Source organism: Streptomyces sp. SD31 (genome assembly GCF_052068475.1).
In the GTDB taxonomy this organism is placed as follows: Bacteria; Actinomycetota; Actinomycetes; order Streptomycetales; family Streptomycetaceae; genus Streptomyces.
The window spans coordinates 124,038-137,914 of record NZ_JBQHCX010000015.1 but is presented as its reverse complement, the minus strand read 5'-3'; the positions used below and the strand labels follow the sequence as shown (position 1 = coordinate 137,914).

Sequence of the window (13,877 nt, the reverse complement as noted above, 5' to 3'; positions counted from 1 at the left end):
TCCCTGCCCCGGACCGGGCCCCATTTGTCGCGATTATTGGCCGTAAGGTCGACGCTGCGCAGACAGCAGTGTGACCGGAAGACAATAAGGCCATGGGACGCGGCAAGCTTCGGATCTACCTCGGTGCGGCACCGGGCGTCGGCAAGACGTACGCGATGCTGTCCGAGGCGCACCGACGTGTCGAGCGGGGCACGGACTGCGTGGTGGCGTTCGTGGAGCACCATGACCGGGCCCGCACCGAGGTGATGTCGCACGGGCTGGAGCAGATCGCCCGCAAGGAGCTGGGGTACCGAGGGGCCGTCTTCACCGAAATGGACGTCGACGCCGTACTGGCGCGGCGTCCGCAGGTGGCGCTCGTCGACGAGCTGGCCCACACCAACGTCCCCGGCTCGCGCAACGCCAAGCGCTGGCAGGACGTGGAGGAGCTGCTGGCGGCCGGGATCGACGTGATATCGACCGTCAACATCCAGCACCTGGAGTCGCTCGGGGACGTCGTCGAGTCGATCACCGGCGTACGGCAGCAGGAGACCGTCCCCGACGAGGTGGTGCGCCGGGCCGACCAGATCGAGCTGGTCGACATGTCGCCGCAGGCGCTGCGGCGGCGGATGGCGCACGGGAACATCTACCGGCCGGACAAGGTCGACGCCGCCCTGTCGAACTACTTCCGGCCCGGGAACCTGACCGCCCTGCGGGAGCTGGCGTTGCTGTGGGTGGCGGACCGGGTCGACGAGTATCTGAAGCAGTACCGCAGCGATCACCGGGTCTCGACGATCTGGGGCTCGCGGGAGCGGATCGTGGTCGGGCTGACCGGCGGTCCGGAGGGACGGACGCTGATCCGCCGGGCCGCGCGGCTCGCGGAGAAGGGCGCCGGCGGCGAGGTGCTGGCCGTGTACATCGCCCGCAGCGACGGCCTGACCTCCGCCTCGCCCAAGGAACTCGCCGTCCAGCGCACCCTCGTCGAGGACCTGGGCGGCACCTTCCACCACGTCGTCGGCGACGACATCCCTGCGGCGCTGCTGGCCTTCGCGCGTGGCGTGAACGCCACTCAGATCGTGCTCGGCTCCTCACGCCGCAAGAGCTGGCAGTACGTCCTCGGACCGGGGGTCGGTGCCACGGTCGCCCGGGACTCGGGTCCCGACCTCGACGTCCACATCGTCACGCACGAGGAGGCCGCCAAGGGACGCGGACTGCCCGTGGCCCGGGGTGCGAGCCTCGGCCGGTCCCGGATCGTGTGGGGCTGGCTCATCGGCGTCGGCGGTCCGGCACTGCTCACCTTGCTGCTCACCCACGTCGACGTCGACCTCGGCCTCGCGAACGACATGCTGTTGTTCCTGACCCTGACGGTGGCGGCGGCCCTGCTCGGCGGCCTCTACCCCGCGCTGGCCTCGGCCGCGGTCGGCTCGCTGCTGCTCAACTGGTTCTTCACACCCCCGCTGCACCACATCTCGATCGCCGACCCGAAGAACCTGCTCGCGCTCGTGATCTTCGTCTTCGTGGCGGTGGCGGTGGCCTCCGTGGTGGACCTCGCGGCCCGCCGCACCCATCAGGCGGCTCGACTGCGGGCCGAGTCGGAGATCCTGTCCTTCCTCGCCGGGAACGTGCTGCGCGGCGAGACCGGCCTGGAAGAGCTGCTGGAGCGGGTCCGCGAGACGTTCGGCATGGAGGCGGCGGCGCTGCTGGAGCGGCAGAGCGACGTCGACCCGTGGACGTGTGCGGGCCGGGTGGGCTCGGGGCGGGCGCCGGAGCGGCCGGAGGACGCGGATGTGGACGTGCCGATCGGCGATCACATGGCGCTCGCGCTGGCCGGCCGGGTGCTGCCCGCCGAGGACCGCCGGGTGCTGGCCGCCTTCGCCGCGCAGGCCGCGGTCGTCCTGGACCGTCAGCGCCTGCAGCGCGAGGCCGAGCAGGCCAAGGAACTGGCCGAGGGCAATCGGATCCGTACGGCGCTGCTGGCCGCCGTCAGCCATGACCTGCGTACGCCTCTCGCGGCCATCAAGGCGGCGGTGTCCTCGCTGCGGTCCGATGACGTGGCGTGGTCGGAGGAGGACGAGGCCGAGCTGCTGGAGGGCATCGAGGAGGGTGCCGACCGGCTCGACCATCTGGTCGGCAATCTGCTGGACATGTCGCGGTTGCAGACGGGCACGGTGACGCCGTTGATCCGCGAGATCGACCTCGACGAGGTGGTGCCGATGGCGCTCGGCGGGGTGCCGGAGGACAGCGTCGAGCTGGATATTCCGGAGACGCTGCCCATGGTCGCCGTGGACCCCGGGCTGCTGGAGCGGTCGGTGGCCAACCTGGTCGAGAACGCCGTCAAGTACAGCCCGGACGGCAGCGCTGTCCTCGTGTCCGCGAGCGCCATCGCCGAACGGGTCGAGGTGCGCGTCGTCGACCGCGGGCCCGGCGTCCCCGACGAGGCAAAGGAACGTATCTTCGCGCCCTTCCAGCGCTACGGCGACGCCCCGCGCGGTGCCGGAGTGGGCCTCGGGCTCGCCGTTGCGCGCGGCTTCGCCGAGGCCATGAACGGCACCCTCAACGCCGAGGACACGCCCGGCGGCGGCCTCACCATGGTCCTCACCCTCCGGGCGGCGGAAGCGCGCGCGGAGCTTCTCGACCAGGAGGGCGCGTCAGTGGAACGCCCCGTGGAATCCGAAAGGCAGCCCACATGCTGAGCCCGACCGGGGGAACCCCCCAGGCCCCCACGAGGGTGCTGGTGATCGACGACGAGCCGCAGATCGTGCGTGCCCTCGTGATCAACCTCAAGGCCCGCAAGTACGAGGTCGACGCGGCCCACGACGGCACCACCGCCCTCGAACTCGCCGCCACGCGCCACCCCGACGTGGTCGTCCTCGACCTCGGTCTGCCCGACATGGACGGCGTCGAGGTGATCCGGGGGCTGCGCGGCTGGACCCGGGTGCCGATCCTGGTGCTGTCCGCACGGCACTCCTCCGACGAGAAGGTCGAGGCGCTGGACGCGGGTGCCGACGACTACGTCACCAAGCCCTTCGGCATGGACGAGCTGCTGGCCCGGCTGCGGGCCGCCGTCCGCCGGGCCGAACCGACCGGGGGCGGCGAGGACGACGTGATGGTGGAGACCGAGGAGTTCACCGTCGACCTGGCCGCGAAGAAGGTCAACCGGGCCGGAAGGGACGTACGGCTGACCCCGACGGAGTGGCATCTGCTGGAGGTGCTGGTCCGCAACACCGGGCGGCTCGTCAGCCAGAAGCAGCTGCTGCAGGAGGTGTGGGGGCCGTCGTACGGGACGGAGACGAACTATCTGCGGGTGTACATGGCCCAGTTGCGCAGGAAACTGGAGGCCGATCCTTCGCATCCGCGGCACTTCATCACGGAGCCGGGGATGGGGTACCGATTTGAGAAGTGAGCTGCGGGGGGGCTGGGGGTCCGGGGGTCGTCCCCCGGGGGATGCGGCATCACGGAGCCGGGGATGGGATACCGATTTGAGAAGTGAGCTGGTCACAGGAGGCCGATTCCGGGGTCGGCACCAGGGGTACGAGAGTGTCGGTGCACCCCGGTAGGCTTCAAGACATGAGTGCTGTTCCTCGTTCCGAAAAGTCGGTGGGCCGGTTCCGGCGCATGCTCGACCGGCTCTCCTCGTCGCAGGAGGACCTGGAGTCCGAGGAGCTGCGGGAGGACGCCGAGACCGCCGGATGCATCAAGATCTGTGACTGCCATGACCGACAGATCGTGACGGTTACTGGTACCTTGCGCACGGTCACCCTGCGGCCGCGTGCGGGAGTCCCGGCCTTGGAGGCCGAGCTGTTCGACGGCTCCGCCGCCCTCGACGTGGTGTGGCTCGGCAGGCGCTCCATAGTCGGGATAGAGCCCGGGCGCCGGCTGATCGCATCGGGCCGGGTCTCCATGAGCCGAGGCCGCCGGGTGCTGTTCAACCCGAAATACGAACTGAGACCCCTCGGACGGGAGTAGCCGGTGACGTCGCTCGACAAGCCGACTGAAGACACCACCGACACCGGCGCAGACGCCGAGCACGATGCCCGGGCGGTGACCGAGGCCGCGCTGTTCGAGGCCTTCGGCGGCATGCGCGGCATGATCGAGACGGTGCTGCCCGGTCTGCTCTTCGTCACCATCTACACGATCAACAAGGACCTGCACCTGTCGGCCATCGCCGCGCTCGGGGTGTCCCTGTTGCTCGTGGTGGTGCGCCTGGTGATGCGGGACACCGTCAAGCACGCGTTCAGTGGTGTCTTCGGCGTCGCCTTCGGTGTCGTGTTCGCGATGATGACCGGCAACGCGAAGGACTTCTATCTGCCCGGCATGCTCTACACGCTGGGGCTGGGGCTCGCGTACATCATCACGACCTTGTGCGGTGTGCCGTTGATCGGGCTGATCCTCGGGCCGGTGTTCAAGGAGAATCTCTCCTGGCGCAAGCGCAACCCCGGGCGCAAGAAGGCGTATGCCAAGGCCAGTTGGGCGTGGGGGCTGATCCTCCTCGCCAAGTGCGCGATCCTCTTCCCGCTGTACTGGTGGGCGGACACGACGCAGCTGGGGTGGGTGCTGGTCGCGCTGAAGATTCCGCCGTTCCTGCTGGCCGTGTGGCTGACGTGGGTGTTCCTGGCGAAGGCGCCGGCGCCGATCGATGTGTTCGCGGAGATGGAGGCGGAGGAGAAGGCGCGGGAGGCTGCCGCCAGGCCGGCAGAGTAGGCACCCCTGCCTGGTAGGCACCCGGCGTCGTCGTTGCCGTCATCTGTCGTTGCCGTCGTCTGGGGGCTGCCGCTCCCAGGCCCCCGCTGCGGCCCTGAACGGGCCTCGTCCTCAAACTCCCCCAGAGGGGGCACCCCCAGACGGGCTGGTGGGAAAGGGCGCCCCGAAATTTCGGGGCGCCCTTCCTGTCGTATCGCGCGAAGCGGCTAGCCCGCCGTGTCCTCGCGTCGCACCGACAGCAGATCCTCCAGCTGCTCCTCCCGCGCCTGCGCGGCCACGAAGAGGAGTTCGTCGCCCGCTTCCAGGGAGTCCTCGCGGGACGGGGTCAGGACCCGGTTGCCGCGGATGATGGTGACCAGGGACGTGTCCTGGGGCCACTCCACGTCGCCGACCTGGGTGCCGGCCAGGGCCGACTCCTCCGGCAAGGTCAGCTCCACGAGGTTCGCGTCGCCGTGGCTGAAGCGGAGCAGGCGGACCAGGTCGCCGACGCTCACCGCCTCCTCGACCAGGGCCGACATCAGGCGGGGGGTGGAGACGGCCACGTCGACGCCCCAGGCCTCGTTGAACAGCCACTCGTTCTTGGGGTTGTTCACCCGGGCCACGACGCGCGGAACGCCGTACTCCGTCTTGGCCAGCAGCGAGACGACGAGGTTGACCTTGTCGTCGCCCGTCGCGGCGATCACCACGTTGCAGCGCTGCAGGGCCGCCTCGTCCAGCGACGTGATCTCGCAGGCATCGGCGAGCAGCCACTCCGCCTGCGGGACGCGTTCGACCGAGATGGCGGTCGGCGCCTTGTCGACGAGCAGGACCTCGTGGCCGTTCTCCAGCAGTTCGCCCGCGATGGAGCGACCCACCGCGCCGGCACCGGCAATGGCGACCCTCATCAGTGACCGCCCTCCTCTTCGGGACCCTTGGCGAACGCCGCCTCGACCTTGTCGATTTCGTCGGTGCGCATCATGACGTGCACCAGGTCGCCCTCCTGCAGCACCGTCTGCGAGGTGGGCAGGATCGCCTCCCCGAGGCGGGTGAGGAACGCGACGCGGACGCCGGTCTCCTCCTGCAGCTTGCTGATCTTGTGGCCGACCCAGGCCGCGGAGGCGTGCACCTCGGCGAGCTGGACGCCACCGGTGGGGTCCCGCCACAGCGGCTCGGCACCGGAGGGCAGCAGGCGGCGCAGCATCTGGTCGGCCGTCCAGCGGACGGTGGCCACGGTGGGGATGCCCAGGCGCTGGTAGACCTCGGCGCGACGGGGGTCGTAGATCCGGGCCGCGACGTTCTCCACGCCGAACATCTCGCGGGCCACGCGCGCGGAGATGATGTTCGAGTTGTCACCGCTGGAGACGGCGGCGAAGGCGCCCGCCTCCTCGATGCCCGCCTCGCGCAGCGTGTCCTGGTCGAAGCCGACGCCGGTGACCCGGCGCCCTCCGAACCCGGGGCCCAGCCGGCGGAAGGCGGTGGGGTCCTGGTCGATCACTGCGACCGTGTGCCCTTGTTGCTCCAGGGTCTGGGCCAGAGCGGAGCCCACCCTTCCGCAACCCATGATGACGATGTGCACGGCGCTTACCCCGCACTCCTCGTTAGGCGTCTGACTTGCGTGAACGTGGCGCTCATATCCTTCTCTCGGTTCGCCGGGCAACAGGCGCGGGCCGGTCGCGGACCGCTGGGCACATCATGCCGGGGATTCCCGTCGATGATCCCTCGCGATTCGGATCGTGGGCTCGCGTGTGCCTCAGTCCACCGTAACGTCAGGGTCGGACACACCGACCAGGCACCACCTCAAGCGACCACCGGCCGCCTCAGCGGCGGTTGAAGCTGCGGAGGCTGGCCAGGGCCAGGGCGGCGAGTCCGGCGAGCGAGGCGAGGGCACCGACGAGCTGAGCGGCCGTCTGCGACATGAGGGCTCCCGGATGTGATGAGCATACTGACGCAGGTCATGGAGGCATGGGGACGCCCGGAGGGCCGGCGCCCGGCGCGTGCGTGCGCTGGAATTCACCCCCGCGCCGCGCGCGATTTCACCCGGATGTGCTCCGGCCCAGGCAGGGGGCCTACGATTCTCTGTTGTGTCCAAACTGACCGACGTGCCCAAGCGGATTCTGATCGGGCGCGCGCTGCGCAGCGACCGGCTCGCGGAAACGCTCCTGCCGAAGCGCATCGCGCTCCCCGTGTTCGCCTCCGACCCGCTGTCCTCCGTGGCGTACGCGCCCGGAGAAGTACTGCTGGTCCTCTCCATCGCGGGCGTGTCGGCGTACCACTTCAGCCCCTGGATCGCGGTGGCGGTCGTGGTCCTGATGTTCACGGTCGTCGCCTCCTACCGGCAGAACGTGCACGCCTACCCCAGCGGTGGCGGGGACTACGAGGTGGCCACCACCAACCTCGGCCCCAAGGCCGGTCTGACAGTCGCGAGCGCCCTGCTCGTCGACTACGTCCTGACCGTCGCCGTCTCGATCTCCTCCGGCATCGAGAACCTGGGCTCCGCGGTCCCGTTCGTCGTCGAGCACAAGGTCGAGTGCGCGGTCGGCGTGATCGTGCTGCTGACGTTGATGAACCTGCGCGGCGTCAAGGAGTCCGGCAGCCTCTTCGCGATTCCGACGTACGTCTTCGTCGCGGGCGTCTTCATCATGATCGCGTGGGGCGCGTTCCGCGGGCTGGTCCTGGACGACAGCATGCGGGCGCCCACGGCTTCGTACGAGATCAAGCCGGAGCACGAGGGCCTGGCCGGTTTCGCGCTGGTCTTCCTCCTCCTGCGCGCCTTCTCCTCCGGCTGTGCCGCGCTCACCGGTGTCGAGGCGATCTCCAACGGTGTCCCGGCCTTCCGCAAGCCCAAGTCGAAGAACGCGGCGACCACGCTCGCGGCGATGGGCCTGCTGGCCGTCACCATGTTCTGCGGCATCATCGTGCTCGCCACGGCGACCAAGGTCCGCATGGCCGAGAATCCGGCCGTCGACCTACTGAAGGACGGTGTCGCGGTCGGCGCCGACTACGTCCAGAACCCGGTGATCACCCAGGTCGCCGAGGCCGTCTTCGGCAAGGGCAGCTTCTTCTTCATCGTGCTCGCCGCGGCCACCGCCCTGGTGCTGTTCCTGGCGGCGAACACCGCCTACAACGGCTTCCCGGTGCTCGGCTCGATCCTCGCCCAGGACCGCTATCTGCCGCGCCAGCTGCACACCCGCGGCGACCGGCTCGCCTTCTCCAACGGCATCGTGCTCCTGGCGGGCGCGGCCATCCTGCTGGTGTGGATCTACGGCGCCGACTCCACCCGACTGATCCAGCTGTACATCGTCGGCGTGTTCGTCTCCTTCACGCTCAGCCAGACCGGCATGGTCCGCCACTGGAACCGCCTCCTGGCCACGGAGACCGACCAGGCCAAGCGCCGCCACATGATCCGCTCCCGCGCGATCAACACCTTCGGTGCCTTCTTCACCGGCCTCGTCCTGATCGTCGTGCTCGTCACGAAGTTCACGCACGGCGCCTGGGTGGCCCTGCTGGGCATGGTGATCTTCTACGGCACGATGACGGCGATCCGCCGCCACTACGACCACGTCTCCGAGGAACTCGCCGCCCCCGAGGGCCCGAGCGACGACAGCGTACGGCCGTCCCGCGTGCACTCCGTCGTCCTGATCTCCAAGATCCACCGCCCCGCCCTGCGCGCCCTGGCCTACGCCAAGCTGCTGCGCTCGGACACGTTGGAGGCGCTCAGCGTCAACGTCGACCCGGGGGAGATCAAGGCGCTGCGCGAGGAGTGGGAGCGGCGCGGCATCGACGTACCGCTGAAGGTGCTCGACTCGCCGTACCGCGAGATCACGCGGCCGATCATCGAGTACGTCAAGAGTCTGCGCAAGGAGTCCCCGCGCGACGCCGTCTCGGTCATCATCCCCGAGTACGTGGTCGGCCACTGGTACGAGCACCTGCTGCACAACCAGAGCGCGTTGCGGCTGAAGGGCCGGCTGCTGTTCACGCCGGGCATCATGGTGACCTCGGTGCCGTACCAGCTCCAGTCCTCCGAAGCGGCCAAGGCCCGGGCCCGCAAGCGGCAGGAGTGGAACGCGCCCGGTGCGGTGCGGCGGGGGCCGGCCGAGGAGCGGGCGAAGGAGCCGGACGCCCAGCGCTGACGGAAGGACTGGGGCGCGGCGGGGAGCACGTAGACTGGTGGGCTGTTGTCAGGCCCCGAGGGGCAGCCGGTCGGACCGTGCTCATGCCCGTCCTTCGACCGCTGTTCAGGGCCGTACCCCTTCTCGATCTGGAGTCACCCCACCATGCAGGCAGAACCGAAGAAGTCGCTGGTGGGGGAGGAGTACGAGGTCGAGATCGGCCCCGTCGCCCACGGCGGGCACTGCATCGCCCGCACCGACGCCGGCCAGGTGCTGTTCGTCCGGCACACGCTGCCCGGCGAGCGGGTCGTGGCACGGGTGACCGAGGGCGAGGAGGGCGACCGCTTCCTGCGCGCGGATGCGGTGGAGGTCCTGTCGGCATCCAAGGACCGCATCGAGGCGCCCTGCCCGTTCGCCGGCCCCGGCCGCTGCGGTGGCTGCGACTGGCAGCACGCCAAACCGGGGGCGCAGCGCCGGATGAAGGGCGAGGTCGTCACCGAGCAGCTGCAGCGGCTCGCGGGACTGACGCCCGAGGACGTCGGCTGGGACGGCACGGTGATGCCGGCCGAGGGCGACAAGCTGCCGACGGGGCAGGTACCGCAGTGGCGGACGCGGGTGCAGTACGCCGTCGACGCCGACGGCCACGCCGGACTGCGCCGGCACCGCTCGCACGAGGTGGAGCCGATCGACCACTGCATGATCGCCGCCGAGGGCGTCAGCGAGCTGGGCATCGAGAAGCGTGACTGGACGGGCATGGCCGGGGTCGAGGCGATCGCGGCGACGGGTTCGCAGGACCGGCAGGTGATCCTGACGCCGAGGCCTGGGGCGCGCCTGCCGATCGTGGAGTTGGACAAGCCGGTCTCCGTGATGCGGGTCGGCGAGAAGGACGGCGGGACCCACCGCGTCCACGGCCGCCCCTTCGTCCGCGAGCGCGCGGACGGCCGTACGTACCGCGTGGGCAGCGGCGGCTTCTGGCAGGTCCACCCGAAGGCGGCGGACACCCTCGTGACGGCGGTCATGCAGGGCCTGCTGCCCCGCAAGGGCGAGATGGCACTCGATCTGTACTGCGGTGTGGGGTTGTTCGCGGGCGCGCTCGCCGACCGGCTCGGCGACAAGGGCGCCGTCCTCGGCATCGAGTCCGGCAAGCGCGCGGTGGAGGACGCCCGGCACAACCTGGCCGACTTCGACCGGGTACGCATCGAGCAGGGCAAGGTGGAGGCGGTGCTGCCGCGTACCGGTATCACCGAGGTGGACCTGATCGTGCTGGACCCGCCGAGGGCCGGGGCGGGACGGAAGACGGTCGCGCATCTTGCGTCGTTGGGGGCGCGGAGGATCGCGTATGTGGCGTGCGATCCGGCGGCGTTGGCGCGGGATTTGGGGTACTTCCGGGAGGGGGGGTATCGGGTGCGGATGTTGCGGGCGTTTGATCTGTTTCCGATGACTCATCATGTGGAGTGCGTGGCGATTTTGGAGCCGGCGGAAAAGGGATCCTGACCTGGCACCTACATGCACCGGAAGTGCCATCAGTTCACCGCAGAGAGGCGTGTGACCGGCCTGCCCGGCCGTCAAACCTCGACTGTTCCATCGTCGCAGGGGAAGAGAGTGAACCGGTGTCCGAGGATTTCACCCAAGGACTGCCGCCCCAGTCCCCACATGACACGAGGGTGGGGGAGGTGTGGCTGCGTCGCTCTCCCGGATACCGATGACCTCGACAGTCACCCCGCGTGCTGCCAGGGCTTTGGCGGTCTGGGCGATGGTGATCTGGGAGAAGCCGAAGACGGACTCCCGGATCAGGTTCTCGCGGTTCTTGAGAAGCATGGCAAGGACGATCCGCTTGAGCGTGAAGTCGTCCGGAAGCAAGTGTGCGCATCCGCTGACCCGGTCCACTTTCGCGGTGAACTCCGCACGGACCTGGGTGGACTCCTGGAGCAGTTCCACCGCCACCCTGGCCTGGCTGAACAGGTGACTCAGCGGACCGGAACCACCGGCACGCTTGACAAGGACAAGGGTGCCGTCGGGCAGGACCAGGTCGCAGATCTCGACCTGGTCCCTGGACCGGAGAGGATTGGCGACGTTCTTGGTGTCGAGGCAGAGCCAGGCGCGCCCGTCATCAGCCACCCTGTTGTTGTATTCGTTCTCAGACTCACCATCGATCCAGGCAGGAAGGGAGATGGAGGGTAAGGGAGAGATCAGCGCCGCCACAGTGGCCCGGCACTCTTCCACGTAGGTGGCCCCTGCCTCGTTCCATCACCATCCAGCAGGAAGAACCGTCTGGAGCCGAAGGAGAGGCCGGCCTCCAGCCAGGTCAGCGCGCTGGTGACGGCGAGCGTATCGGCGGCCCCTCCCCGGCGGTCCCTGGCAAGGGTCACGGTCCCCTCACGCAACGCCTCAAGACGTCGGCCCCGCGGTGCGAGCCGGGCCCTCGTGAGCACGTACCCGAGGTCGAAGTCCTCCGAGCGCAGGGCGCCGCGACTGTTGATCTGCGTGATGTACGTGGTGGCCTCCGCGTACTCCGCGTGATGTTCGGACGGCACGGAGACGGAGATCTGCCCGTCGGCGGGCCGGCCGAGTCGGTCGTCCAGGGCCTGGCCAAGGACGTCGAGAGTCGTCGCGTCACTGACCGGAACGATGTGGTCGACAAACTCCAGTTCCGGCTGCGGGATGTCCTCGAGGCAGATCCTGGCGATTGTCCGCAGGTCGGAGAGCAAGGCCTCGGGGTCGACTCCGAAGGCGATCCTCAGCCCGCACCCACCCTGGGCACTGACGGCCCTGCCGCGCGTGTAACGCGACCGGGTGAGCGGAAGGTCGTCGAGGTATCCGCCCAGGCTGCCACGATGCGCGAGTGTTCACGGATACCGAGCAGCGGGACCGGGGCGCCGCCCGGAACCAGGGAGATGTCGGTGCGCGCCTGCCCGAGAGACCTGGAGACAGCCCCGCGGATCATGTTCGGATCCATCTGCCGGATGGCGAAGGAGAGACCGAAACGCCTGTCCTTGAGATGGTCAGGGATCAACCGGTACCCCTGGTCGCAGCCGATGGCGTACACCGTGCCGTCGGCGGCGAGCAGGAGTACGGCAGCGGTACGGCGGACGCTCTCGGTGACCGTGATGCCGGTGGTTCGCGACATGGGTTCACACCACGGGGCGCTGATGTGCCCCATCCCGCAGGTGATGGACACGGCGGGAACTCCGAGCGCCTCGGGTAAATGCGGATCGGCACCGAGTCTGTCCAGAAGTTCGAGGTCAAGGGCGTACAGCATGCCCTCCGGGGTGGGGGCGACGCCGGACAGTCAGTAAACGGTGCGTACGGCGGTGTTCGATGCCACGGTGTGCCTCCTGTGCTTCAAGGGGCGACCGAGTACACGCCAGATGTTGATATAAATACGTGTACGTCGTAAACAGACTTCATGATGGAAAACGAGTGGACAGTCCGTGTACGCTGGGGTTATGACGGACAACGCCGCTTCATCGGACGGCCCGCTTGTCACCGGCGCCGAGATCGCTCGTCTGGCCGGAGTCACTCGGGCCGCTGTCTCCAATTGGCGGCGGCGCTATGACGACTTCCCCGCGCCGGCCGGAGGCGCCGCGAACAGTCCGCTCTACGCGCTCGCGGACGTCCAGGAATGGCTGGACAGGCAGCGCAAGGGCCAGGAGGTGTCACCCGAGGTCGAGTTGTGGCAGGCCATGCGCGCCGCGTACGGGGAACAAATGGTCGTGGGCCTGGCCGAGGTCGCCGCGGTGCTGGCCGGAGAGCCTGAGTCGAGCCTGCCGGATGACGTCGCCACCCGTGTCCGAGGGCTCGCCGAAGCCGGAGCGCCGGTCGACCTGGTGAGCGGTCTGACCGAACGGTTCATGGATTCCGCCCGGCGTGCCGGATCGGACCAGGTGACTGGCGAGCGAGTGGTACGTGCCGTGTGCCACTTCGCTCCCGAGCTGCCGGCCGGCGCCACGGTCTTCGATCCCGCCTGCGGAATCGGGGTGCTGCTCCTGTCCGTCGCCGCCGAGGCCGGTATGCGCTGCCGCGGCCAGGAGGTGGACGCGGACAGCGCCCGTTTCGCACAGCTCCGTGCCGACCTCCTGGGGCGGTCGGGTGTGCGCATCGTGGCAGGTGACTCCCTCCGCGCGGACGAATGGCCGGACCTCAAGGCGGATCTGGTCGTCTGCGACCCACCGGCCGGCGTGACCGAGTGGGGACGAGAGGAACTGCTGCTCGACTCCCGCTGGGAACTCGGTACCCCGTCCAAGGCCGAAGGGGAGCTGGCGTGGCTCCAGCACGCCTACGCGCACACCCTGCCCGGCGGTCAGGTCCTCATGGTCATGCCGGCCTCGGTCGCCTACCGCAAGGCAGGCCGCCGCATCCGAGCGGAACTCGTCCGACGCGGCATCGTGCGCCAAGTGGTCGCCCTGCCGCCGGGGACGGCGACGTCGCACGCCCTGCCCGTGCATCTGTGGTGTCTGCGGCGACCCGAGAACGCGGCAGGCGCCGACACCAACCACACCGTGCGCATGGTGGACCTGACGGGCAACAGCCCCGACGGAAGCCTCGAACCACGCCCCGACCAGATCGCCGACGTGCCGCTGATCGAACTCCTCGACGACACCGTCGACCTGACCCCCGGCAGCCATCTCCGGTCCCGGCACCGCGACTACCCCGGTGAGTACGCCGCCCTGCGCAAGGAGATCGAGGACCGCATCCGCCGACTCGCCGCCCTTCTGCCCGAACTCGCTCCGGGCGGCGGACCGGGGTCACTGGACGGCGCCACCACCAGCGTCGCCGAACTCGCACGCGCCGGACTCGTCGCCTACGACGGTCCGGAACCGGTCTCGGCCAGCGAGCAGCTCGACACGGACTACCTGCAAGGATTTCTGCGCAGCTCCGTCAACACCCGCCGGTCCACAAGCGCCAGCGGGACATACCGGTTCGACAGCCGGGGTTCACGCATCCCTCGCATGGGCATCGAAGAGCAGCGCCGGTACGGCTCCGCCTTCCGAGCCCTGTCCGCGTTCGAGGAAGGAATGCGTGAGGTCGACGAGTTGACCCGGCAGCTCGCCGAAGTCGCCCGTGACGGCCTCGCGACGGGCGCCCTGGCACCGGAGGAGTGAGGACCGGGGG

Annotated in this window: 10 protein-coding genes and 1 pseudogene; 7 read left to right on the top strand and 4 right to left on the bottom strand. The window is 69.4% G+C overall.

The features are described from left to right. Positions 1-92 precede the first annotated feature (92 nt). From ACTMVF_RS29635 to ACTMVF_RS29620, 4 genes are all read left to right on the top strand, one after another. Positions 93-2,669 (top strand): DUF4118 domain-containing protein, encoded by a 2,577-nt coding sequence (locus ACTMVF_RS29635; protein ID WP_441274159.1) that lies wholly within the window; start codon positions 93-95, stop codon positions 2,667-2,669. Continuing rightward, entirely contained in the window at positions 2,663-3,379 is a 717-nt protein-coding gene (locus ACTMVF_RS29630; RefSeq protein WP_441274158.1) for a response regulator, read from the top strand. The genes ACTMVF_RS29635 and ACTMVF_RS29630 overlap by 7 nt, the downstream gene beginning before the upstream one ends. Before the next feature lie 164 nt (positions 3,380-3,543). After that, positions 3,544-3,942, top strand: coding sequence for an OB-fold nucleic acid binding domain-containing protein (locus ACTMVF_RS29625; RefSeq protein WP_301996244.1), 399 nt, complete (start codon positions 3,544-3,546; stop codon positions 3,940-3,942). Between the two features lie 3 nt (positions 3,943-3,945). Further along, the gene (locus ACTMVF_RS29620) at positions 3,946-4,677 is read left to right on the top strand and encodes a DUF3159 domain-containing protein (RefSeq protein ID WP_441274157.1); all 732 of its coding nucleotides are present in this window, start codon (positions 3,946-3,948) and stop codon (positions 4,675-4,677) included. A gap of 206 nt (positions 4,678-4,883) precedes the next feature. Here the strand turns inward: ACTMVF_RS29620 and ACTMVF_RS29615 are convergent, their stop codons facing one another. Next, positions 4,884-5,561 (bottom strand): potassium channel family protein, encoded by a 678-nt coding sequence (locus ACTMVF_RS29615; protein WP_441274156.1) that lies wholly within the window; start codon positions 5,559-5,561, stop codon positions 4,884-4,886. Then, on the bottom strand, positions 5,561-6,232 hold the full coding sequence (locus tag ACTMVF_RS29610) for a potassium channel family protein (RefSeq protein WP_441274155.1): 672 nt from the start codon (positions 6,230-6,232) through the stop codon (positions 5,561-5,563). Before ACTMVF_RS29610 ends, ACTMVF_RS29615 begins: the two co-directional genes overlap by 1 nt. Positions 6,233-6,737: 505 nt before the next feature. Between ACTMVF_RS29610 and ACTMVF_RS29605 the strand changes: the two genes are divergently transcribed. Both ACTMVF_RS29605 and ACTMVF_RS29600 read left to right on the top strand, forming a co-directional pair. After that, a complete protein-coding gene (locus tag ACTMVF_RS29605) occupies positions 6,738-8,786 on the top strand; it encodes an APC family permease (RefSeq protein WP_441274154.1) in 2,049 nt (682 codons plus the stop codon). A gap of 144 nt (positions 8,787-8,930) precedes the next feature. Then, the gene (locus ACTMVF_RS29600) at positions 8,931-10,259 is read left to right on the top strand and encodes a class I SAM-dependent RNA methyltransferase (RefSeq protein WP_441274153.1); all 1,329 of its coding nucleotides are present in this window, start codon (positions 8,931-8,933) and stop codon (positions 10,257-10,259) included. A gap of 129 nt (positions 10,260-10,388) precedes the next feature. Here ACTMVF_RS29600 and ACTMVF_RS29595 read toward each other — a convergent pair. Both ACTMVF_RS29595 and ACTMVF_RS29590 read right to left on the bottom strand, forming a co-directional pair. Beyond that, positions 10,389-11,500, bottom strand: a pseudogene (locus ACTMVF_RS29595) (TIGR04141 family sporadically distributed protein). A 2-nt stretch (positions 11,501-11,502) separates the two neighbouring features. After that, complete coding sequence (locus ACTMVF_RS29590) at positions 11,503-12,024, bottom strand: TIGR04141 family sporadically distributed protein (protein ID WP_441274152.1); 522 nt, start codon at positions 12,022-12,024, stop codon at positions 11,503-11,505. Positions 12,025-12,211: 187 nt separating this feature from the next. Here ACTMVF_RS29590 and ACTMVF_RS29585 point away from each other — a divergent pair, with 187 nt between their 5' ends. Continuing rightward, on the top strand, positions 12,212-13,867 hold the full coding sequence (locus ACTMVF_RS29585; RefSeq protein ID WP_441274151.1) for an N-6 DNA methylase: 1,656 nt from the start codon (positions 12,212-12,214) through the stop codon (positions 13,865-13,867). Positions 13,868-13,877: the final 10 nt, after the last annotated feature.

Coding starts and splice junctions, on each gene's coding strand:
- ACTMVF_RS29635 (WP_441274159.1), top strand. CDS start 93: ATGGGACGCGGCAAGCTTCGGATCTACCTCGGTGCGGCACCGGGCGTC.
- ACTMVF_RS29630 (WP_441274158.1), top strand. CDS start 2,663: ATGCTGAGCCCGACCGGGGGAACCCCCCAGGCCCCCACGAGGGTGCTG.
- ACTMVF_RS29625 (WP_301996244.1), top strand. CDS start 3,544: ATGAGTGCTGTTCCTCGTTCCGAAAAGTCGGTGGGCCGGTTCCGGCGC.
- ACTMVF_RS29615 (WP_441274156.1), bottom strand. CDS start 5,561: ATGAGGGTCGCCATTGCCGGTGCCGGCGCGGTGGGTCGCTCCATCGCG.
- ACTMVF_RS29585 (WP_441274151.1), top strand. CDS start 12,212: ATGACGGACAACGCCGCTTCATCGGACGGCCCGCTTGTCACCGGCGCC.
- ACTMVF_RS29590 (WP_441274152.1), bottom strand. CDS start 12,024: ATGCTGTACGCCCTTGACCTCGAACTTCTGGACAGACTCGGTGCCGAT.
- ACTMVF_RS29600 (WP_441274153.1), top strand. CDS start 8,931: ATGCAGGCAGAACCGAAGAAGTCGCTGGTGGGGGAGGAGTACGAGGTC.